General features: G+C 70.8%; 17 protein-coding genes and 1 tRNA gene. 11 read left to right on the top strand and 7 right to left on the bottom strand.

All coding sequences use genetic code 11. The features are described from left to right. Nucleotides 1–372 precede the first annotated feature (372 nt). From FGD71_RS46125 to FGD71_RS46145, 5 genes are all read left to right on the top strand, one after another. Nucleotides 373–2403 carry a sensor histidine kinase gene (locus FGD71_RS46125; protein WP_119106618.1) on the top strand — a complete coding sequence of 677 codons (2031 nt, stop codon included), beginning with the start codon at nt 373–375 and terminating at the stop codon, nt 2401–2403. A gap of 95 nt (nt 2404–2498) precedes the next feature. Further along, nucleotides 2499–2933 (top strand): roadblock/LC7 domain-containing protein, encoded by a 435-nt coding sequence (locus FGD71_RS46130; protein ID WP_119106619.1) that lies wholly within the window; start codon nt 2499–2501, stop codon nt 2931–2933. Nucleotides 2934–2935: 2 nt separating this feature from the next. Then, nucleotides 2936–3325, top strand: a complete 390-nt coding sequence (locus FGD71_RS46135; RefSeq protein WP_119106620.1) for a DUF742 domain-containing protein — start codon at nt 2936–2938, stop codon at nt 3323–3325. After that, nucleotides 3303–3902, top strand: a complete 600-nt coding sequence (locus FGD71_RS46140; RefSeq protein ID WP_119106621.1) for a GTP-binding protein — start codon at nt 3303–3305, stop codon at nt 3900–3902. Before FGD71_RS46135 ends, FGD71_RS46140 begins: the two co-directional genes overlap by 23 nt. Then, the gene (locus tag FGD71_RS46145) at nt 3899–4489 is read left to right on the top strand and encodes a GAF domain-containing protein (RefSeq protein ID WP_119106622.1); all 591 of its coding nucleotides are present in this window, start codon (nt 3899–3901) and stop codon (nt 4487–4489) included. The genes FGD71_RS46140 and FGD71_RS46145 overlap by 4 nt, the downstream gene beginning before the upstream one ends. 2 nt (nt 4490–4491) lie before the next feature. Here FGD71_RS46145 and FGD71_RS46150 read toward each other — a convergent pair whose 3' ends face one another. Beyond that, a complete protein-coding gene (locus FGD71_RS46150) occupies nt 4492–6375 on the bottom strand; it encodes a DUF2264 domain-containing protein (RefSeq protein ID WP_119106623.1) in 1884 nt (627 codons plus the stop codon). Between the two features lie 362 nt (nt 6376–6737). Here FGD71_RS46150 and FGD71_RS46155 point away from each other — a divergent pair, with 362 nt between their 5' ends. From FGD71_RS46155 to FGD71_RS46170, 4 genes are all read left to right on the top strand, one after another. Further along, nucleotides 6738–7334: a helix-turn-helix domain-containing protein gene (locus FGD71_RS46155; protein ID WP_119106624.1), complete on the top strand. Its 597-nt coding sequence runs from the start codon at nt 6738–6740 to the stop codon at nt 7332–7334. Further along, the gene (locus tag FGD71_RS46160) at nt 7331–7888 is read left to right on the top strand and encodes a GNAT family N-acetyltransferase (protein ID WP_119106625.1); all 558 of its coding nucleotides are present in this window, start codon (nt 7331–7333) and stop codon (nt 7886–7888) included. Before FGD71_RS46155 ends, FGD71_RS46160 begins: the two co-directional genes overlap by 4 nt. 30 nt (nt 7889–7918) lie before the next feature. After that, nucleotides 7919–8278, top strand: coding sequence for an MmcQ/YjbR family DNA-binding protein (locus FGD71_RS46165; RefSeq protein WP_119106626.1), 360 nt, complete (start codon nt 7919–7921; stop codon nt 8276–8278). Between the two features lie 161 nt (nt 8279–8439). Next, nucleotides 8440–8513, top strand: a tRNA-Pro gene (locus FGD71_RS46170). Between the two features lie 106 nt (nt 8514–8619). Here FGD71_RS46170 and FGD71_RS46175 read toward each other — a convergent pair. From FGD71_RS46175 to FGD71_RS46185, 3 genes are all read right to left on the bottom strand, one after another. Further along, nucleotides 8620–9120 (bottom strand): tyrosine-type recombinase/integrase, encoded by a 501-nt coding sequence (locus FGD71_RS46175; protein WP_240437095.1) that lies wholly within the window; start codon nt 9118–9120, stop codon nt 8620–8622. Nucleotides 9121–9658: 538 nt separating this feature from the next. Next, nucleotides 9659–9859, bottom strand: a complete 201-nt coding sequence (locus tag FGD71_RS46180; protein ID WP_119106628.1) for a hypothetical protein — start codon at nt 9857–9859, stop codon at nt 9659–9661. Next, nucleotides 9852–10559, bottom strand: a complete 708-nt coding sequence (locus FGD71_RS46185; RefSeq protein ID WP_119106629.1) for a DsbA family oxidoreductase — start codon at nt 10557–10559, stop codon at nt 9852–9854. The genes FGD71_RS46180 and FGD71_RS46185 overlap by 8 nt, the downstream gene beginning before the upstream one ends. Before the next feature lie 358 nt (nt 10560–10917). On the opposite strand from FGD71_RS46185, the gene FGD71_RS46190 reads away from it, so the two are divergent. Next, nucleotides 10918–12132 carry an IS701 family transposase gene (locus FGD71_RS46190; protein ID WP_420878414.1) on the top strand — a complete coding sequence of 405 codons (1215 nt, stop codon included), beginning with the start codon at nt 10918–10920 and terminating at the stop codon, nt 12130–12132. Here FGD71_RS46190 and FGD71_RS46195 read toward each other — a convergent pair. From FGD71_RS46195 to FGD71_RS46205, 3 genes are all read right to left on the bottom strand, one after another. Continuing rightward, nucleotides 12120–14084 (bottom strand): helix-turn-helix domain-containing protein, encoded by a 1965-nt coding sequence (locus FGD71_RS46195; RefSeq protein WP_219925814.1) that lies wholly within the window; start codon nt 14082–14084, stop codon nt 12120–12122. The genes FGD71_RS46190 and FGD71_RS46195 overlap by 13 nt on opposite strands. Before the next feature lie 425 nt (nt 14085–14509). Beyond that, nucleotides 14510–15760, bottom strand: a complete 1251-nt coding sequence (locus FGD71_RS46200; RefSeq protein WP_119106631.1) for an MFS transporter — start codon at nt 15758–15760, stop codon at nt 14510–14512. 171 nt (nt 15761–15931) lie between these two features. Further along, nucleotides 15932–17005: an alkene reductase gene (locus FGD71_RS46205; protein ID WP_478131760.1), complete on the bottom strand. Its 1074-nt coding sequence runs from the start codon at nt 17003–17005 to the stop codon at nt 15932–15934. Between the two features lie 146 nt (nt 17006–17151). On the opposite strand from FGD71_RS46205, the gene FGD71_RS46210 reads away from it, so the two are divergent. Next, a complete protein-coding gene (locus FGD71_RS46210) occupies nt 17152–19785 on the top strand; it encodes an ATP-binding protein (RefSeq protein ID WP_119106678.1) in 2634 nt (877 codons plus the stop codon). Nucleotides 19786–19850: the final 65 nt, after the last annotated feature.

A 19850-nucleotide genomic window follows, 5' to 3' on the forward strand; every position in this document is an offset into this window, starting at 1 on the left:
CCGTCCCGGCAGGGTGCTGACGGACCCGGAGCGGGCGGTCGGCGAGGGCCGAGGGGTGAACTGCCCCTCGGCCCTCGCCCTGCGTTCGTGACCGCTTCTGACCAGCTCTGATCGAAGTGTTTCCCGTTGCGGGGACATGCGCCTGACGTGTTATCGGCCTGTCGTACGAACGCTCATACCAGAGCGGGACGTTGACCGTCGGACTTTGTCAACTGCCTCCCGCATGTGATGCGGTGGCAACTACTGTGAGTGGCCGCCGGGCGACGCAGGGCCGGAATTTCGGCCTGCTCGACCGGCACCGCGATGGCGCATGCCCACGTCGCGGATCCGCGGGATCCACCACGGCCCCGACACACCAGTACGAGGACGTCGATGTCTCACCTTCGCGCACCGGCCGCACGCGCAGACCGCCGCGAGGGCGGGCGACACGGGAAACCGCTCGCCCGTGCCGCCACCTCGCTGCCCGAGACGCACATACGGCCCCAGCTGCTCCGGCTCGCGGTCCTGCCCCCCATCGCGGTGGCCCTCAGTGCCAGCGCCGCCGTGCTGTTCACCGTCCGCTCCACCGCGGCCAGGCCCGGCCTCACCCTGTGGGCCGTGCTCGGCGGAGCCCTCGCGGTGGCCCTCGCCGCCATCGTGATCGCCGCCGTGGCCGCCAACCGCGCCGCCAGGTCCGTACGCGACCGGGTCGACGCACTCCGCCGGGCCAGCGCCGCTCGCCAGGCCGACCTGCCGGCCCTCGTCGAGGCACTACGGCGCGGCGACGCTCCGCCCGCCCGCCGACCGCCGAGCCAACCCGCCCCGGACGCCGACGAGTTCGACCTGCTCGCCGAGGATCTCGCACGGGCCCACGAGGGCGCTGTCGGCGCGGTCGTCCAGGCCTCCCGACTGTCCAGTCACGCGGGCAGCGAGCAGAAGGTCGAGGTCTTCGTCAATCTGGCCCGGCGATTGCAGTCCCTCGTGCAACGCGAGATCGCGATCCTGGACGAGCTGGAGAACGAGATCGAGGACCCGGACGTGCTCAAGGGCCTCTTCCACGTCGACCACCTCGCCACGCGCATCCGCCGCCACGCCGAGAACCTCGCCGTGCTCGGCGGCGCCGTCTCGCGCCGCCAGTGGAGCAACCCGGTCTCCATGACGGAGGTGCTGCGCTCCGCCACCGCCGAGGTCGAGCAGTACCAGCGGGTCAAGCTGGTGCCACCGATCGACGGCACCGTACGCGGCCACGCCGTCGCCGACGTGATCCACCTGCTGGCCGAACTCGTCGAGAACGCCACGGTGTTCTCGTCCCCGCACACCCAAGTCCTGCTCCGGGTCAATGTCGTCACCTCGGGACTCGCCGTCGAGGTCGAGGACCGCGGGCTCGGCATGCCCCTGGACGAGCAGGACAAGATGAACGCACTGCTCGCCGACCCGGACCAGGTGAACGTCGCGAGCCTGCTGCAGGACGGCCGCATCGGGCTGTTCGTGGTCTCGCAGCTCGCCCGTCGGCACGGCATCGCGGTCCGGCTGCAGACCAACATCTACGGCGGCGTCCAGGCCGTGCTCGTCGTGCCGCAGGATCTCCTCGGCGCCGCGCAGGAACGGGAGCAGGAGCCGGAGCAGGACCAGCAGCGGCAGTCGGTCGCGGGGCGGCAGCAGAAGGGGGTGGCGCAGACCGGAACCCCGGCCGATGGCGTTCCGGCGTACGGCACTTCGGCCCAGGGCATCCCTGCACAAGCCACTCCTGCACAAGCCACTCCTGCACAAGCCACTCCTGCACAAGCCACTCCTGCACAAGCCACTCCTGCTCAGAGCACTCCCGCTCAGGGCACCCCCGCCCACGGTGCTCCGGCCGTCACGCCCCGGGCGAAGGGCACACCCGTTCCTCATGGCGCCTCGGCCCTTGGGCCGGTGACGACGGCGAACGCCCACCATGGCACGAGGCCCGCCGTGCCGCGCCAGCAGCAGCGGGACGATGTGCCGGACCGCAGGTCGGGCGCCAGTGGTTCGGCGCCGCTGCCCGTACGCGGCGCCGAGGCGCGGCCCAATCCGGCGGAGGCCCTGCCCGGTATCCGCCCCGAGCACCGGTGGGTCGTGACGGAGAACATGGGGGCGTCGCCGACGCCGCGCAACAGCGCGGTGCGCGGCACCATCGGCAAGCCCCAACTGCCCAAACGGCGCGCCCAGGAACACATCGTGCCCGAGCTGCGCGAAGGGCCCGTGCCCCGCCCGGAGTCCGAGATCCTCGTCGGGCACGACCCCAACCTGATGGCGGCGTTCCAACGTGGCATCGGACTCGCCGAGGCCCAGCAGAGGGACGCCGCCCGCAGGGACGCGACGCCCATCGGTGAAACGGAGACACCCTCCGCGCCCTCTCACGACCGCACCGCCCGGCACGACGGGAGCCCACCAGCCGGATGATCAACGTCACCCCAGCCTCCACACCCACCCCCACCCCCACAATCACCCCCACCTCCGCTCCCACGGACGTACGTAATTCAAGGAGTCGATCCCCCATGGCGAGCGATGTGCCGAGCGCGCATGTCTCCGATCTCGACTGGCTGATGAGCGGCCTGGTACAGCGCGTACCGCACACCAGAAGCGCGGTGCTGCTCTCCTGCGACGGACTGGTGAAGTCGGTCCATGGCCTCGACCCCGACAGCGCCGACCACATGGCCGCCCTCGCCGCCGGGCTCTACTCCCTGGGACGCAGCGCGGGGGTCCGCTTCGGGGACGGCGGCGACGTACGTCAGGTCGTCGTCGAACTCGACTCGACCTTGCTGTTCGTGTCCACCGCCGGCTCCGGTACGTGCCTCGCCGTTCTCGCCGGCCGCGAGGCCGACGCGGCCGTGCTCGGATACGAGATGGCGATGCTGGTCAAGAGCGTCCGCCCGTACCTGATGACCGCACCCAGGGAGCCCGCCGCCGAAACCTCGGCGATGAGGCCTTGAACGTGTCCGCGCCCGGCGACGGACCCTGGCTCGAGGACGGGCCGTGGCTCGACGACGCGGCCGGACGCCTGGTGCGCCCCTACACGGTCAGCAACGGCCGGACCAGGCCGAGCACCGCGCTCGACCTCCTGTCGCAGGTGATGGCCACCGGAGCCACCACTACCGGCTATCTCGGCCCCGAGCACACCCAGGCACTGGACCTGTGCCGGGCCCCCGTCTCGGTCGCCGAGGTCGCCGCACACCTGAAGCTGCCGGCGGCGGTCACCAAGGTGCTGCTGTCCGACCTGGTCGACTGCGGGGCGCTGTCCACCAAGCCCCCGGCCTTCCACCACAACCCCACTGACCGGTCTCTTCTGGAGGCAGTGCTCGATGGACTACGACGACAGCTCTGACCCTTTCCCCACCGCACTCAAGATCCTGGTGGCGGGAGGTTTCGGGGTAGGCAAGACCACCCTCGTCGGCGCCGTGAGCGAGATCGCGCCGCTGAGCACGGAGGAATTGCTCACCACGGTCAGCGCCGCGACCGACAACCTCGACGGCATCGAGAACAAGGTCGAGACGACCGTCGCCATGGACTTCGGACGCATCACCCTCGACCCCGGACACGTGCTGTACCTGTTCGGCACCCCCGGGCAGGAGCGCTTCTGGTTCATGTGGGACGAGCTCTCCGAAGGCGCGCTCGGCGCGATCATCCTCGCCGACACCCGCCGCCTGGAGGAGTGCTTCGCCGCCGTCGACTTCTTCGAACAGCGCGGCATGGGATTCATCGTCGCCGTCAACGAGTTCGACGGCGCGTACCGCTACGACCCGGAGGAGGTACGGGCGGCCATCGACCTCGACCCGGAGATCCCCGTCGTGTGCTGCGACGCGCGGATCTCCAGCTCAGGGGTGCAGACCCTGCTGACCCTGGTCCGTCATCTGCTCGCCCACGCGCCCTCGCACGCCCCCAGCCACGGAGCCCACACATGACGTACGACCCGCCGCGCCCGGCCGGTCGGCTGCTGCTCACGCCCGAGGACAAGGAAGCTCCCGCCAGAACGCGGCGGCTGCGTCGGCTCGGTCTGGGGGAGCGGCCGGAGCCCGCCTTCGACGCTTTCGCGGACCGGCTCGCGGAGATCGCCGCGACGCCGTACGCGATGGTCAACTTCATCGACGAGAAAGGGCAGTTCTTCGCGGGCCTGCACACCCCGGACGGCGCCGGCCGGCGCAACCGGCCGACCACGGTCGTAGCCGCGGACGGCACGGTGCGGGTATTGGGCCGCCATATGGCTCGCGACCACGGCTTCTGCCCCCATGTCGTGGTCCGGCACAAGGCGCTGGTCCTGGAGGATGTACGCGACTATCCGCGGTTCGCCGGGAACCCGGTTGTCGACGAGATGCGCATCCGCTCCTATCTGGGCGCCCCGCTCATCGACCGCACGGGCATCGCCCTCGGCACGGTGTGCGTCGAAGACGTCACACCGCGGCGGTGGGGGAGGGCGGGCCTGGACACCATCAAGGCACTGGCGGCGGAGCTCGTCGAGCAGATCGCGCTGCGAGAGGGCGGTGGTTTCTGAACTCAAACGGAAACGCTGTCCCCGTCCGGGAAAGTGATCCACACGGCGGTGCCCTCCAGCACGCAGGACACCGACTCCCGTAACACCTGGGGGTGCACGGCGTCTCGGGTCAGCGCGAGCAGAGTGACGTACACGCCCCTGCCGCCCGGCTGGCCGGCCGCGCACCGCAGATACGGTGTCGCCGAGTGCGGGCCGAAGGCGTTGGCCTCGATCTCGCGCGCGATGCCCGCGTCCTCGTCCCAGCCGTGCAGCGCGACGACCACGCTGGTCAGCCCGTCCTCGGTCCGGGCCAGCGACCAGCCCGAGCCCCGCTCCGCCGTGGGCCGGGCCTCGGCCGCGACCGCGTATCCGCCCTCCCGCACCGCCACACCGGCCGGCGCCCGGACCCGGTGCACACGGATCTCCCACGGGCCGCGCAGCACACTGGTCGTCTCGATGGGGAACTTCTCGTTGCTGCCCGGCAGTTGAGCGTCGTAGCGGGATGCCGCCGTACGCCCGGAGCAGTGCAGTGGAACGATCAGGCGTCGGCGTGAGGCGGTGCCGTCCGGTGCGAGGAGCGCGATGTGCCCGTCCACCGTCCGCTCCCAGGCGTGCGCGCCCGCCTCAGGCGCTGTCGCCGTGGAGTACCCGAACTTCGCGTAGTGCGGATCATCCTCGGTGGGCCGGTCCGGGGCGTTGTGGTCACTGCCGTGGTTGACCAGGCGGACGATGCCGTCGTGCTTCGTGCCGTGCAGCAGCCAGCCCGGCGCGGGAAGCGCGGTGTACTGGTCCGACTCCTCGACGGGGAGCGGCAGTTCACGCTCCGCCCACACCGGATGGCCCGCGGGCAGCAGCAGCCCCAGGAACCCCTTGCTCGCCCAGTACGGTGACGCGGGCCCCGAGTACGGCTGCGTCATCGGCAGGAACGTGCCGTACCAGCCGAGCGGCAACAGCCCCCGCTCATCAGGCACCCCGCGCTCCACGAAGTGGCTCACCGCGCCGGAGGCCAGCCTGCGCGTGAGCCCCGGAGCCAGCGGGGTGCAGCCCGTGAGGGCGCCCAGCCACACCGGGGCCGTGGTGGCGAAACGGTACGTCAGGGAGCGTCCCTGGTGCACCGGAGCGCCGTCGGCGCCGAAGAACCGCGGGTAGACCGTGAGGAACTGGGCGAGCCGGTCCCGGTAGACCCGGCCGCGGCCGCCGCCCTCGCCCCCGGTCATCCGGGACCACAGCAGCGGGTACAGGTGCATGGCCCAGCCGTTGTAGTAGTCGAAGCCGCGTCCCTGGCCGTCGCTGTACCAGCCGTCGCCGACGTACCAGTCCTCGATGCGGTCGAGCCCGGCGTCGATGTCGTCCTGCCGGTACGGCGCTCCGACCGAGGCCAGGAACTGCTCGGCGACCACCTGGTACAGGCGCCAGTGGTTGTCCCAGGTGCGGCGGCCCACGAAACCCCACAGCCAGTCCACGATCCGCTCGCGTACGTCGGTGTCCAGGCGGTCCCAGATCCAGGGGCGGCTCTCGTGCAGTCCGACGGCGATCAGGGCCGCCTCCGCCATCTGCTGGGAGCAGTCGGTGACTTCGGGCCAGGCCTCGCCGCTGTCGCGGTCCGTGCCCGTTGTCAGACCCCGCGCGTACCGTTCCACGAGACGGGGGTCCACCTCGCCCTGTGCTCCGGCGATCCGGAAGGAGGCCAGCAGGAATGACCGTGCGAATCCTTCCAGGCCGTCCGACACCACACCCGACCAGGAGGTCCTGCCGGGCAGCCGGTATTGCGCGAGTCCCGGCGTCGCATAGGGAATCAGCGCTTCCAACTGCCGGTCGGCGAGCGCCTCCCAGTGCGCCCGCGTCCAGCCGGTGAGCGGCGAAAGGACACGGTCGCTGGGCGGCAGGGCCACATGCGGTGTGGGCATGACAGAGATTGACTCCTCGGTCTCTGGGTGCTTTTTCAGGTCTCCGAGGAGGGATACGGCTGTACGCCACAGATAGATCAATTGAGTCGTATTCGGATGCGCAAACCCGTCCTCCTCGACACCGAACGGGAAGGCATCCCATGACCGACCTGCGTCTCGGCGCCTTCGGCCACGGCCTGCGCGGCTCGCTCGCGCGCACCGCCCACCGGCCCGGCGGAGGCTCTCGCGTGACGGTGGTTGCCGAACACGACCCGCTGAGGTGCCGCCGCTCGATCCGGAGTGGGTCGCGTACTTCGAGAGGGGACAGATGAGGGGACAGACGCACTGACTGCTTGTTTCGTTTATGGGATAACATCCCAGATATGGGAAGCGAGAGAGATGCTGACACGGGCGGGGCTGCCCCGGCCGCGGTGGATGTCCGGCTCGCTGGGCGTCTGGCCGAGTTGCGGGCGGAACGCGGCTGGTCCCTGGGGGAGCTGGCGGAGCACACCGGAGTGAGCCGGTCGACGCTGTCGCGGGCCGAGCGGGCGGAGATCAGCCCCACGGCCTCGCTCCTGAACCGTCTGTGCGGCGTCTACGGACGTACCATGTCGCAGCTGCTCAGCGAGGTCGAGGCCGAGCCCGCCCAGCTGGTACGGGCCGCCGACCAGACCGTGTGGGAGGACCAGGCCTCCGGGTTCGTACGACGCTCGGTGTCGCCGCCGCACGCCGGCCTGCGGGGCGAGCTCGTCGAGGGGCGGCTGAGGGCCGGCGCCGACATCGCGTACGACCGTCCTCCCGTACCCGGCCTGGAGCAGCACATCTGGGTGCTCGACGGGCGGCTCGAGGTCATGGCCCAGGATGCCGAGCACCGGCTCGACGCGGGGGACTGTCTGCGCCTGCGGGTGTGGGGGCCCACGCGGTTCCGGTGCCCGGGGCCGGACGAGGTGCGCTACGTCCTGGCGGTGGTGCTGCCATGACCGTCATACGACTGACGCCCCGCCAACTCCTGACTTCCCTGGACGGGTTGACCGACCTGCTGACCGACACCGTGAACGGGGGAGCGTCGGTCGGATTCCTCGCCCCGCTCGATCGCGGTGCCGCGGCCGACTGGTGGCGAAGCCGGGCGGCCGCCATGGAGGACGGCCTCCTCGCCGTGTGGGCCGCGTACGCCGCCGGCCGGATCGTCGGCACGGTCAGCCTGGCCTTCCCGGACAAACCCAACAGCCGTCACCGCGCCGAGCTGCTCAAGCTGATGGTGCACCGGGACGGGCGCGGCCAGGGGACCGGGCGGACGCTGCTCGCCACCGCCCAGCGCGCGGCCGCGGCGGCGGGCGTGACCCTGCTCCATCTGGACACCGAGACGGGCAGCCCGGCCGAGTCCCTCTATAGGTCGGCGGGCTGGATCCGGGCCGGCGCCATCCCCGACTACGCGAGGACGCCCTCGGGGGTGCTGCGTCCGACGACGATCTTCTACAAGTACATCGGCGCCGCCGAGGCCGCTGATGCCACCGAACCCGTTCTCAGCAGCTGATTGTCAGTGGGATTGGCTACGGTGCGTTCCATGCTGGATGCCGAAGACGTACGCCGGATCGCCCTCTCTCTGCCGGACACGACGGAGAAGATCGCGTGGAGCATGCCCACGTTCCGGGTCGCGGGGAAGATGTTCGCCACGCTGCCCGAGGACGAGACCTCCATCGCCGTGCGCTGCCCGAAGGAGGAGCGCGACGAACTGGCCCTGGCGGAGCCCGGGAAGTTCTGGATCGCCGACCATGAGGCGAGCTTCGCGTGGGTCCGGGTGCGGCTCGCGGCACTGGAGGACACCGGGGAGCTGCGCGACATCCTCGCGGACTCCTGGCGCCAGGCCGCTCCGCCCCGACTTCTGGAGTCCTACCCGGAGTTGGGCCTTCCGGCCGCCGACTGAGGCACTCCAGAACCCCTCCGATGCGCTCCTGCAGGGACCCGACAAGGAAGTCGGCGACGTGTGCACGCCAGACGGGCAAAAGGAGTGCGCGACCACCGGCCCGAGTGCGGTATTGTTTCCGTGCACGTTCGGCCAGGGAAACCCCAGGTCACAACGGGCAACGGGACGTGGCGCAGCTTGGTAGCGCACTTGACTGGGGGTCAAGGGGTCGCAGGTTCAAATCCTGTCGTCCCGACGGTATTGACCAGCGGGTTTGCCGGAAACGGCAGGCCCGCTGGATGCGTTCGTGTGACACGTGATGGCGGCGTGATGGCAACCCCTGGCCGCCCGGGCGGCCGGTCTCAAGCCGCCCGATCTTCTGATGCCTGGTCGGTCTGCTGGTGGTGTTTGCGGTCGGCGCGGGTCAGCGCCTCGTCGATGGCGGTGACGGCGTCGCGCGCGGCGTGGGGCAGCAGGTGGCCGTAGAGGTTGACGGTGGTGGACAGCGTCGAGTGGCGCAGCGTCTTGGAGACCACGGCCAGCGGAACCCGTGAGCTGATCATGATGGTGGCGGCGGTGTGCCGCAGGTCGTGGACGCCGATCCGGGGCAGGCCGAGTTCCTCACCGCGCCGTCGCAGTTCGGTCAGGATGCCTTGCGGGCGCAGCGGGGAGCCGTCCGGCTGGCAGAACACCAAGCCCTCCGGGGGCGTGCCTGCGGGCTGGCCGGCCCGGGCGAGGGTGGCCTGGCGCTCCAGCGCGGTGGCGACGCGCGGGGACAGGCTCACCCAGTTCCGGCTCGCCCTGGTTTTCGGGTGCCCGAGGTAGAGCCGGTTGTTGTTGACGGCCGTGAGGTTCCACCGCACCAGCAGGGTTTTCGCGCACGCCGCCCTTCAACGACGCGACGAAGCCAACGCCTTGAAGCGGCACCGAGGGTGTCGTCAGCACCGTGTGCCGCCAGCGGCGGCGGGCACAGTGAAGAGCTACTGATGGACGCCTACCGACGACGTCACCCCCGACGAAGCCGAGATCGCCCTGCAGGCGGTGTCCTCGTAGAGCGGCGATGGAACGAGGGGCATTCCCCCGTGATGGTGGACACGCTTCTTTGATCACGCACCGGAACGTGGCTCGAACGCGGCCTCGCCCTGTCAGAGGCCGTATCGGTATATGCCGATACGGCCTCTTGATCATGTCTGGGGACCAGTGGGGGACCAAGCGGTCAAGGCGGCTCATTGTGGGCCGCCGACTTGGAGCGGCAGAGTGCGTGGTGCCCGCAGCTGGTGAGGTGCGTGGAGAGGCGTATCACGGGGCCTGCGGCACTGCTTCGGCCGTGGAACGTATGCCGCAGACGTGAGAGGTCGCCGACGACGGCACCAGCTTCCCCACCGCCGCGCACCTCGCCCCCTACGCCGGCTCGCCGTCGATCCCCAGCAGTACCAGTCGCAGGTCGGTTTCCGCCCTGACCGCAGCCCGTTCTTCACGATGCTCGGGCAACCCATCGGCAATCCGCTCCACGTACTCGCGCACGGACACCCCCTCGGCCGCGGCCACCGCCGCAAAGCGGTCGTACGCGGCCGTGGAGATCCTGAGGTCTGTCTCAGCCACGGGTGGACAGCCTCCCCTCCGCCAGCCGGTCGAGCAGTTCCTCGGCCCACGACGGGTCGTAGCGGTCGAGACGGGGCACGCCACCCTGGTTGGGGTCTTCGGTCCATTCGACGTGCGCGCCGGGGTTGTGGGCCACGTACCCGCCGGGTGCGAACAGGTGGGGGCTGCCCTGGACGTCAGGGCCCTGGGCGATGCGCCACTGTTCGTAGATATCGGCGCGGCCGGCGCCACGCTCCAGGGCGCGGCCCAGGGTCTGTTCGTCCACGTTCTCGCACTTGGCGGCGACGTCGAGGATCTCCGCGGGGATGCTGATGCACCGGCTCTCGACGTAGAAGGCGTGACGCAGGCAGGCGTCCAGTTCGTCGCTGCCGCGCAGGCCACCGATGGACGGATCCTTCGCGGCTTGGACCGCTTCCATCGCCGGCAGCATGGTCGAGGGATAGTCGTACTCCCGCCCCGCCCACAGGCGCCAGCCGAGTTCGGGACGGTGTGCCGAGATCACCACGATTTCGGGCTCCACGATGTACTTGGGCGTGGGCTGGTTGTTGAACAATTCCAAGGGGAACGCCCGGTGGTCGATCAGGAGGTCCTGCCCGCGTTCGCGGGCGGTGGTGCGTAGCGTGTGCAAGGCGAGGGTGGCCCAGGGGCACCCCAGGTCCGACCAGACGGTGACGGGTCGTGGCTCCGGGGCAGCGCTCATAGCGATCCTCCTCGGTACGGGGACCACCGCAGGGTCCCTGTCGTGTGTGCCGCGGCGCGGAATTCCATGGTGACGCGCCTGCGGGACCCGGCGCCTGGTGCCGGTGCCACTCTGTCAAGTCCCTTTGAGCCGACCCCAGAAGGGGTGCCCGCAGACCGAGGAGGTGGTGCGGACACACTCCGAAGATCTTGCTCCGGATGGGGCAGCAGGGGTGGGAGAGCCGCCATGCTGTTCCGGCCACCACCCCCCGTCGCAAGTCCTGTGCTCTGTGGACCTGGGACCGACGTTCGACGTACCGCACATTGGAGGGGCAGCCCTTCGGATCGTCTCCCGTCTACTTTCGATGGAGGGTCCGTTCATGAGTGTGGTCGCGCTGAGCCCCGGCCAAGCGCAGAGTCCGACCACGTGCGAGCCGGCGTACGTGCCTCCGTGCAACGAGTTGTTGCCGGAGATGTGCTCGCTTCTTTTCGCCTCTCTGCCCCGCAGTGACCAACGGCGCAAGGGCATGGAGTACATACGAGGTCTCTTGGAGGTGCGGGGACGCAAGTCGATACGCAACATAGCCGCGCTCGTCGAGGGACAGGCGACGGAGCAGAACCTGCATCACTTCATCAGTGACTCGAGCTGGGAGTGGGCGCCGGTGCGCCGGGCACTCGCACGGTACGCGGTGAGTGCTGTTCCGCCCCAGGCGTGGGTGGTGCGGCCCATGGTCATCCCGAAGGCCGGGCGGCACTCCGTGGGAGTGGAGCGGCGCTTCTTCCCGGAGCACGGTCAGATGCTCAACGCCCAGCAGGCAGTGGGCGTGTGGGCGGTCGCCGAGGAGATGAGCGTACCGGTCAACTGGCGGCTGCAACTTTCCCCGAGCTGGTTCGCCGAGGACCGTCGGCGGCGCGCGTCGATACCAGACGACGCATGTGCGGAGTCCCTCGGCGAATGCGCGGTAGAGGCCTACCTGGAGACGGCGACGTGGGGACTGCCGTCCCGCCCCGTGGTGATGGACGCCCGGGGAGGGGACGTCGCTTCCACGGTCTCGGGGATCCTCAACAGGGGAATGCCGCTGATGCTCAGGGTGGACGACTCCCTGCGGCTGTCGGTGGTGGACCCCGCGCTGCCAGGCTTCGACGCCGCCCCCAGGTCGGTGCGCCAGATCATGAGTGCGAGCCGGGCCCTGCGACGGCCAGTGCTGTGGCCGAGCGCAAGCGACAGGACGGTCACGCAGTCCGGGCTCCTCACCGCCGTACGGGTGACGCTGCCCGCTCCTCGAAGCCGGCGCAAGGGAACCAGGCGCAGTGACCTTCTCCTGCTCGGGGTGGGGAACAACGACCGGCGCTGGCCGCGGGAGGTGTGGCTGACCGACCTGACGTCGGTTTCGCCCGCGTCCTTGATGCGGCTGCGCGGGATGGTCCACCGGGTCGACCAGGACTTCGCCAGGAGGGCCAACCAGGTGGGCATCCGCGACTTCGCCGGACGCTCCTATCGCGGCTGGCACCGGCACGTCACCCTCGCGTCCGCCGCGCACGCCCTGGCGGCCCTGGGCGACGCCGACGACGGCGAACTCGACTATGCGTCCTGATCCCCGGCCGAGTTCCCGGCCAGCCCTTTGCGCTCCTTCAGCACCCGCCGTATCCGGGACATCCGGAGCGCGAGCTGGATCTCGAGGGCCCGCTTCGGCTTCTGCCAGTCGGAGCCGATCAGATCACCGATCCGTTCCAGGCGGCGGGCCACGGTATTGGGGTGTACATGGAGTTTCTCAGCAGCGTACGTGGGGCTCCCACCGGTGTCGAAGTAGGCGTCCAGCGTGCGGATCAGCTCCGTCAGCCGCTGCTCGTCGTAATCGAGTACGGCACCTATGGTGCTTTCGATGAACTTCTCGGCGTCCAGCTGGTCCGACAGCAGCAGACCCACGAACCCCATCTCGTGGGTCGAGGCCGAGGTTCCGACAGCGCCCAGGGCGGTCATCGCGTCGAGGCAGCGCGCTGCTTCCCGGTACCCGTGGAGGACCGAACCGGGGTCCGACACGGGACCGGCGCCGCTCACCGTGGCCGGATGGCTGGGCAGGGACGACAGCTCGTCGTGCACCGACCGGGCGGCGGCGCCCGGGTCGGTGCCCGGCAGCAGCAGCACGATGTTGCCCTCGTGCGTCGTTTTCAGCCCGTTCATGCGACGCGCGCAGGAGGACGCCCGGGTGACCGCCTGCGCCTGCGTACCCCCTTCGGGGCGGGCGATCACGACGACGTGCGGCTGATCCAGGCCGATGCCCAGTCGGCGGGCGCGCCGCTCCAGCTGGTCCCGGGGCCGGGGCACACTGATCAGTAGATCGTCGAGCAACTCGTCCCGGAGCTGCCCCTCCGCGACCGCGGTACTGCCCTCCTGGAGGAACAGCAGTACTGCGGCCACTCGGGCGGCGTGCCGGAGCAGTTCCGCCGTGTCGTCGGTAAGTGAAGGGTCGGCATGGACGTATAAGGCGCCCATGTAGTGACTGCGGGCGAGGATCGGCACGGACCAGAGGCCGCCGTCCAGAAGGGTCGGTGACAGATCCCGCGGGATCCCGGCGTCCTTCGCGGCGCGAATGAACTCCTCCTGCGTGCGCTCCGGCATGTCTCCGGCCGCGGCGATCGCCGTGCCGTGCGGACCGCACAGCAGCACGGGGGCGCCCAGCCTGGCGTGGAACTCTTCGACCAGCGTGTGCGGATCGCAGCCGCCGAGCACCAGGTCGAGCAGCGCCCCCTGCGTGGCGGCCAGTCTTCGCGCGCCGGCCAGTTCGGCCTCGGTGCGCAGTACCTGCTCCCGCAGGACCGACATGTCCTCACGCGACTCGTCCAGGTGCAGGGCCCGCTCCAGGGCCACACCGCCGACTTCGGCGAGCATGTTCATCAGCGCTATCTCGTCGACGGAGAAGTGGCGCACACTGCGTTCGGCCACGTGCAGCGATCCCGGGAAGCCGGCGCCCCGGCTCAACGGCACGGCGAGGACGGCGTGGAGCCCTTCGGCCTTGATCCACTGATCGGGCTGGTCGGCGTGCCGGAAGCTGTCGTCCGTCAGGTAGTCGGATGTCCACAGCGGCGCACGATGGGCCAGTACGGCGGCCGCGAGCCCGGCTTCCTTCGGCAATCGCAGCCGGGTGTTCTGCATCGTGACGTGACCGTCGGGGGCGTGCAGCCGGAACACCCGGTCGTCGTCGGCTGCGGGCAGGATGACCCAGGAGACGTCGGCGCCGAGCAGCAGCCGCGCTCGGCGCGTGATGATCTTGAGGGTGTCCTCGACAGTGTGCGGGGTCACCAGGTCGCAAACTGTGTCGACGAGCGTGGTGAGGGCGGCCCTCCCCTGCTGACGCCGCTCCAGCCGGGCCTGGATGGCCAGGGCCAGCCGTTTGACCTGTTCCACCATGCGCAGGTCGGCACCGGTCACGCCCTGCCTGCGGGCCTCCTCGACCGGCGCCTCGAAGCGGCTTGCCGGGCCTTCGCCGGCGAGCAGGTCCAGCAGTGCCAGTACGGCGGCCACCGCTTCGTCCTTCTTCTGCGACACGAGGCCCTCCGGTGTCTCGTTCCCCAACCGCCAGTAGTGGCGGAGCAGGAAGGCCGAGTCGCACGGACCACCGCTCCACCGGCGCAACGGGAGGACACCTGCGTGTGTTCCACGAGCCGCGTCTGGGGACCGTGAACAGAGAAAACCACAGCCCCCCCACATGCGTCACCTGGTGGCCTACGGACCGGACTGATCAGCCGCCGGTGTGGGTTCACTACCCGTGGTGGCGTGAAACACACCGGTGATTTCCGGCCTCCGTCCGACCCGTGGCGGGAACGCCGGACGAGGTGCGGTCTCACTGTCACTCCTCACAGACTCCCTTACCGATTAGGCCATTTGGTGAACGTGAGATGGCCCGTGAAACACGTTGTGCGCCGTCACACCCGTACGGGTGTGACGGCGCACAGGGATCGGATCGCCGACGGTCAGAGCGCCAGGAGCGAGACGATGGCGGGCCCGAATGCCGCACCGAGGAGATACGACAGGTTGAACAGGCCGATCGCCGGGGGCCGTTGGTCGTCGTGGACGGCCGAGGTGGCGTGGACGGCGAACGCTCCCTGACCCGATGCCGCCGCGATCGACGTCAGGGCCTGAGCGGCCAGCAGGGCCGGAGCAGCGGTGCTGAAGGCCGCCAGCACCGGTCCCAGGACCGCAAGGGTGACGAGCGTGGTGATCACGGTCCGGCGTCCGGTCCGTGCCGAGACCGCCACGACGAACCACGACAGGGCGCCGCCCAGCAGCAGTGGCCACACCATGGCGACGCCGATCTCGCTGGAGGACCACGACGTGTGGTCCTCCAGCCGCTCCGGAATCGCGTACATCATGCCGAAGTTGACCACCGCCAGACAGAACGCGAGCCCCGCCGAGACCAGGAAGCCCGGGGTGCGGACCAGGACGGCGGGTACGAATCCCCGCGGCCGTGCGCGTACATGGGCCGCCAGCAGCGCCGCGGCGGCGACGGAGCACACACCGGCGATCAGCGGCTGATGCGGCACGAACACCAACGCGGTGACCAGCGCGGTCAGCAGCGCGGTGCCCACTGGGTCGAACGGCTCACGGGTGGCCGGAGCGCCGTTCGCGCACCGGGCCGCGGCGAAGGGAACGGCGACGGTGCTCAGCACCGGCAGGGCGAGGGCGGCCTGCCAGGACAGCAGGTCGTTGACGAGGGAACCGGCCAGCGGAGCCGTCGAACCCACCACGGCGAGCGAGGCGGTGACCAGTCCCATGACGCGGGGCGAGTCGGCGAGGCTCATCGCCGTCGCCGTGAGGCCGGCCGTGCCGAGGCCCTGCAGAGCGGTACCGAGGACGAGGACCGGCAGGACGGGTATGCCGGCCACCAGGCCCGCCCCCAGCAGGACGAGCAGGCCGCACACCGTCAGCGCGGCGCGCGGCCCCCGGCGGTCCAGCAGCCCGGCCAGCAGGGGCGTGCCGACCGCTATGCCCCAGCCGAACGCGGTCACCGTCCAGGTCACCGCCCCGGCTGAGACATCGAGGTCCCTCGCGGCGTCGTCCAGGATCAGGGCGGGGCCTGCTATACCGAAGGACAGCGGGCCGGCCATGAGGGCCAGCCAGAAGGCAGCGGGTCCGTGGAACGGGCCGCGGGCATCGGTTTCGTGTGGTTTCCTGCCCGGCGCGGCGGGACCGGGGGCGCCGGGCTCGGCGAGTGAGTTGCTCATCTGTGCTCCCTGAGCGGTCGGTCGGCGCTGGATCACCCTGGCCCGGGCCGGCCGTGCAGCCCTTCGGGAAAAGGTGCCGGCCGGGCCAGGGAGTCGATGACCGGGCGGGACGGAAGCGGGGTGGGGCGGGCCGGGCGCCGACCGCGTGCCCCCTACCGCCTGCCCGGTGGATCAGCCGTCCAGCGTCGGGTAGTCGGTGTAGCCCCGGTGGTCGCCTCCGTAGAAGGTGTCCGGGTCAGGAGCGTTGAAGGGGCCGCCTGCCCTGATCCGCGCGGGGAGGTCGGGGTTGGCGAGCCACAGTGAGCCGATGCTCACCGCGTCGCACAGTCCCTCCTTCAACACCGCCTCGGCGGACTCGGGCGTCACCGAGGTCTCTTCAGCCGTGGCGTGCGGATTGAGGATCAGTACGCCAGGCCATTCCTTCCGGATCAGCTTCGTGATGTCACGGCTGCCGAATTCCATCAGGTGGACGTAGGCCAGGTTGACGGGCGCCAGGGCCCGGATCAGGGCCTCGTACAGCGCGGCCGGGTCGCGCTCCTCGATGCCGTTGGCCGTGTTGGCGGGGGACAGGCGGATGCCGACCCGCTCCGGGCCGATCGCGTCGCTCACCGCCTGGGCGACTTCGACGGCGAAACGGGTGCGGTTGTCGATGCTGCCGCCGTAGGCGTCGGTGCGCCGGTTGGTGTTGTCGGCGAGGAACTGGTGGATCAGGTAGCCGTTGGCGCCGTGCAGTTCCACACCGTCGAACCCGGCGTCCATCGCGTACTTCGCGGCCGAGATGTGCTCCTCGACCGCCCGGGCGATGTCCTCCAGGACCATCGCCCGGGGCGTGGGGTGGTCCAGCATGCCCTCCGGGGTGTACATCTGGCCGCCCGAGGCCGCCGCCGAGGGCGCCAGTGGCAGCGCGCCGTCCGGGTAGAGGCTCGGGTGACCGATCCGGCCGGAGTGCATCAGCTGCACGAAGATCCGGCCCTGCTCCTCATGGACCGCGTCGGTCACCCGACGCCACGCCTCCACCTGCTCCGTCATGTGCAGGCCCGGTGTGTCGATGTATCCCTGCCCGATCACGCAGGGCTGCGTGCCCTCGGTGACGATGAGACCCGCCCCGGCGCGCTGCGCGTAGTACTCGGCGGCCAGCGGGGTCTGCACGCTGTCCCTGGCCCGGCTGCGCGTCATCGGCGCCATGACGAGCCGATTGGGCAGCGTCAGCTTTCCCAGGGGCAGTGGTTCGAAGAAGTGGCTCACGATCTCCTCCATCGGGGAACCGGCTTGTTCCACACGGTAGGAAGGGGGACGGCCCAGCCGAATCAGTAAGGTTTCTGACACCGGGTACGTACTTCGGCACGGCTTGCTTACCGGTGGGCCGCATCACGGAGAGCGAGGGCACTGACGTGCTGTACGGCAGGTCCACAGAGCTGGCGGCGCTTGAGGATCTGGTGGCGCGGGCCCGCGGGGGACGCAGCGGTGCCCTCGTCCTGCGGGGTGAGGCGGGCATCGGGAAGACGGCCCTGCTCAACCGGGCGGCGGAGTCTGCGTCGGCGTCCGGCACGCGGGTTCTGCGGGTCACCGGTGTAGAGCCGGAGTCGGATCTCGCGTTCGGTGGGCTGGTGCAGTTGCTGTGGCCGGTGCAGGACCGGCTGGACGCCCTGCCCGAACCGCAGGCGGACGCGCTGCGGGCGGTGCTCGGCGCGGGCCGCACCAGGACGCAGGACAGATTCCTGACCGGACTGGCCGTGCTCACGCTCCTGGCGGACCTGGCCGAGCAGGAGCCGTTGCTCTGCCTGGTGGACGACGCCCAGTGGCTGGATCAGGCCACCGCGGAGGCGCTGCTCTTCGCCGGGCGCCGGCTGGCCGCCGAGCAGGTGGCGATGGTTTTCGCGACCCGGGAGGAGGGGTTCGCCGCGCCCGGGCTCACCGAGCTGCGGCCCTCCCGTCTCGACACCGGCGACGCGGTGCGTCTGCTCGCCGACATGGGTCTGCCCCCTGCCCTGCGGGACCAGGTCATCGCTGAGTCCGCGGGGAACCCGCTGGCGCTCATCGAGTTCGGGGCCGCCCGCCGCGACGACCCCGGCAAGTTCACGCCTGTGACGGTCGCCGACCGGGTGCTGTCGTCGTACCGTGCTCAGATCGCCAGACTGCCCGAGAAGACACGACTGGCCCTGCTGGTCGCGGCGGCCGAGGGGCGGGGCGACCTGCCCCTGCAGATGAAGGCGGCCCGGACGCTGGGCGTTGGTCTGGAGGACCTGGAGGACGCCGAGCGGGCGGACCTGATCCAAGTGACCGAGAGCACCGTCGCGTTCCGCCATCCGCTGATCGGGACCGCCGCTTACCAGGGAGCCGTACTGGCCCGGCGGATCGCCGTCCACCAGGCTCTGGCCGACGCCGCGGACGACCCCGACTGCCGGGCCCGGCACCTGCCGCTGGCCACGACGTCACCCGACAATGCGGTCGCGGACGAACTGGTGGCGGCCGCCGACCGGGCCGCGGACCGCAGCGCCTACGCCGCCGCCTCGCTCCTGCACCAGCAGGTCGCCCGGCTCACCCCCGACCGCCGCGCACAGGTCCGCCGGCTCACGGACGCCGCGGCCCTCGCGCTGAACGCCGGGCACGCCGGTCAGGCCGAGGACCTGGCCGAGCAGGCCGAGCGATCGACCGACGAACCGGAGGACCTGGCTCGGCTGGCCCCCGTGCGTGCCGCCGTGATGTTCGAATTGGGGAACCAGCGGGAGGCTGCCCGTCTGCTGCTGAGGCAGACGCCCTCGGCCGATCCCGAATGGGGCCGGGGCATGCTCCGCACCGGCGCCACGTACAGCTGGTTCGCCGGTGACGCGGACTTGGTGCGGGAAGCCGCCCGGCGGCTGGCGTCCCTCGGGGAGGCGGACCCGATGGTGGAGGGCATGGCGTATCTCGTCGACGATGACTACGCCCGCGGACTGCCTCTGCTGGAGCGCGCCGTCGTCGTCGGCCCGGACGGGGGAGACGCGGCGCGGACGCGCGCCCTGCGCAGCGCGATCCTGGTCGGGGACGACGCCACGGCCATGGAACTGGCCGCCGCGGAGGTGGCGAGCTGCCGCGCACAGGGACTCATCGGCGCCCTGCCGCAGGCCCTGCACGTGCTGGCGGAACGCCAGGTGCTGGCCGGGGCGCACAGGGACGCCGAGGCATCGGTGGCCGAGGCCGTGGAGATCGCCCGCGACACGGGGCTGCGGCAGCGCGCCGCCTGGCTCAACGGCGTCCCGGCGCGGATCGCGGCGATCGAGGGCGACGAACAGCGCTGCCGCAGCCTCACGCAGGACGTTCCCGACGTCGGCAGGGTGGCCGGCGAAAGCGCCTTGAGCCTGCTCGAACTGGCGCAGGGCGACTACGAGGCGGCGCTCGGCAGGCTCGAGGCCGCCATCGGTCCGGGGCCGCATCGCCACACAGCAATGGCTATGGCCGCCGTCGCCGATCAGGTGGAGGCGGCGATACGGCTCGGGCAGCAGGAGCGGGCCGAGCGGCCGATGCTCGCCTTCGAGGCCTGGGCGCAGGCCGGTAGTCAACCGTGGGCGCGGGCGGTGGTCCACCGGTGCCGGGCCCTGGTCGACGGGCGGGAAGAGGACTACGTGCGGGCGGTCCGTCTGCACGAACAGGGCCGGCGGCCCTTCGAGCGGGCCCGAACCGAGCTGCTGTATGGGGAGTGGCTGCGCAGGGCCCGGCGGCGCAGCGAAGCCCGCGCATCGCTCCGGTCGGCCCTGGAGATCTTCGAGCGGCTCCGTGCCGTGCCCTGGGCGGAGCGGGCGCGGGCGGAGCTGCGGGCGGCGGGTGACGCGACGACGGTCGCCAAGGCGACCGCGGAGAACGTCCTCGACCGGCTGACCCCGCAGGAGCTGCAGGTGGTCCGGCTGGCGGCCGGCGGCAACAGCAGCCGGGAGATCGCGGCGCAGCTGTTCCTCAGCCGCAGGACCGTCGAGCACCATCTGTACAAGGCGTATCCCAAGCTGGGCGTGGGCTCCCGGCGGGAGCTGGCCCGTCTGAACCTAACCTGAGTCAGGGGCGGATCTGACAGATGCGGTCCCGATCTGACAGATCCGCGACGGAGTCCGGGCCGCAC

The organism is Streptomyces sporangiiformans, assembly GCF_005768555.2.
Taxonomy (GTDB): Bacteria; Actinomycetota; Actinomycetes; order Streptomycetales; family Streptomycetaceae; genus Streptomyces; species Streptomyces sporangiiformans.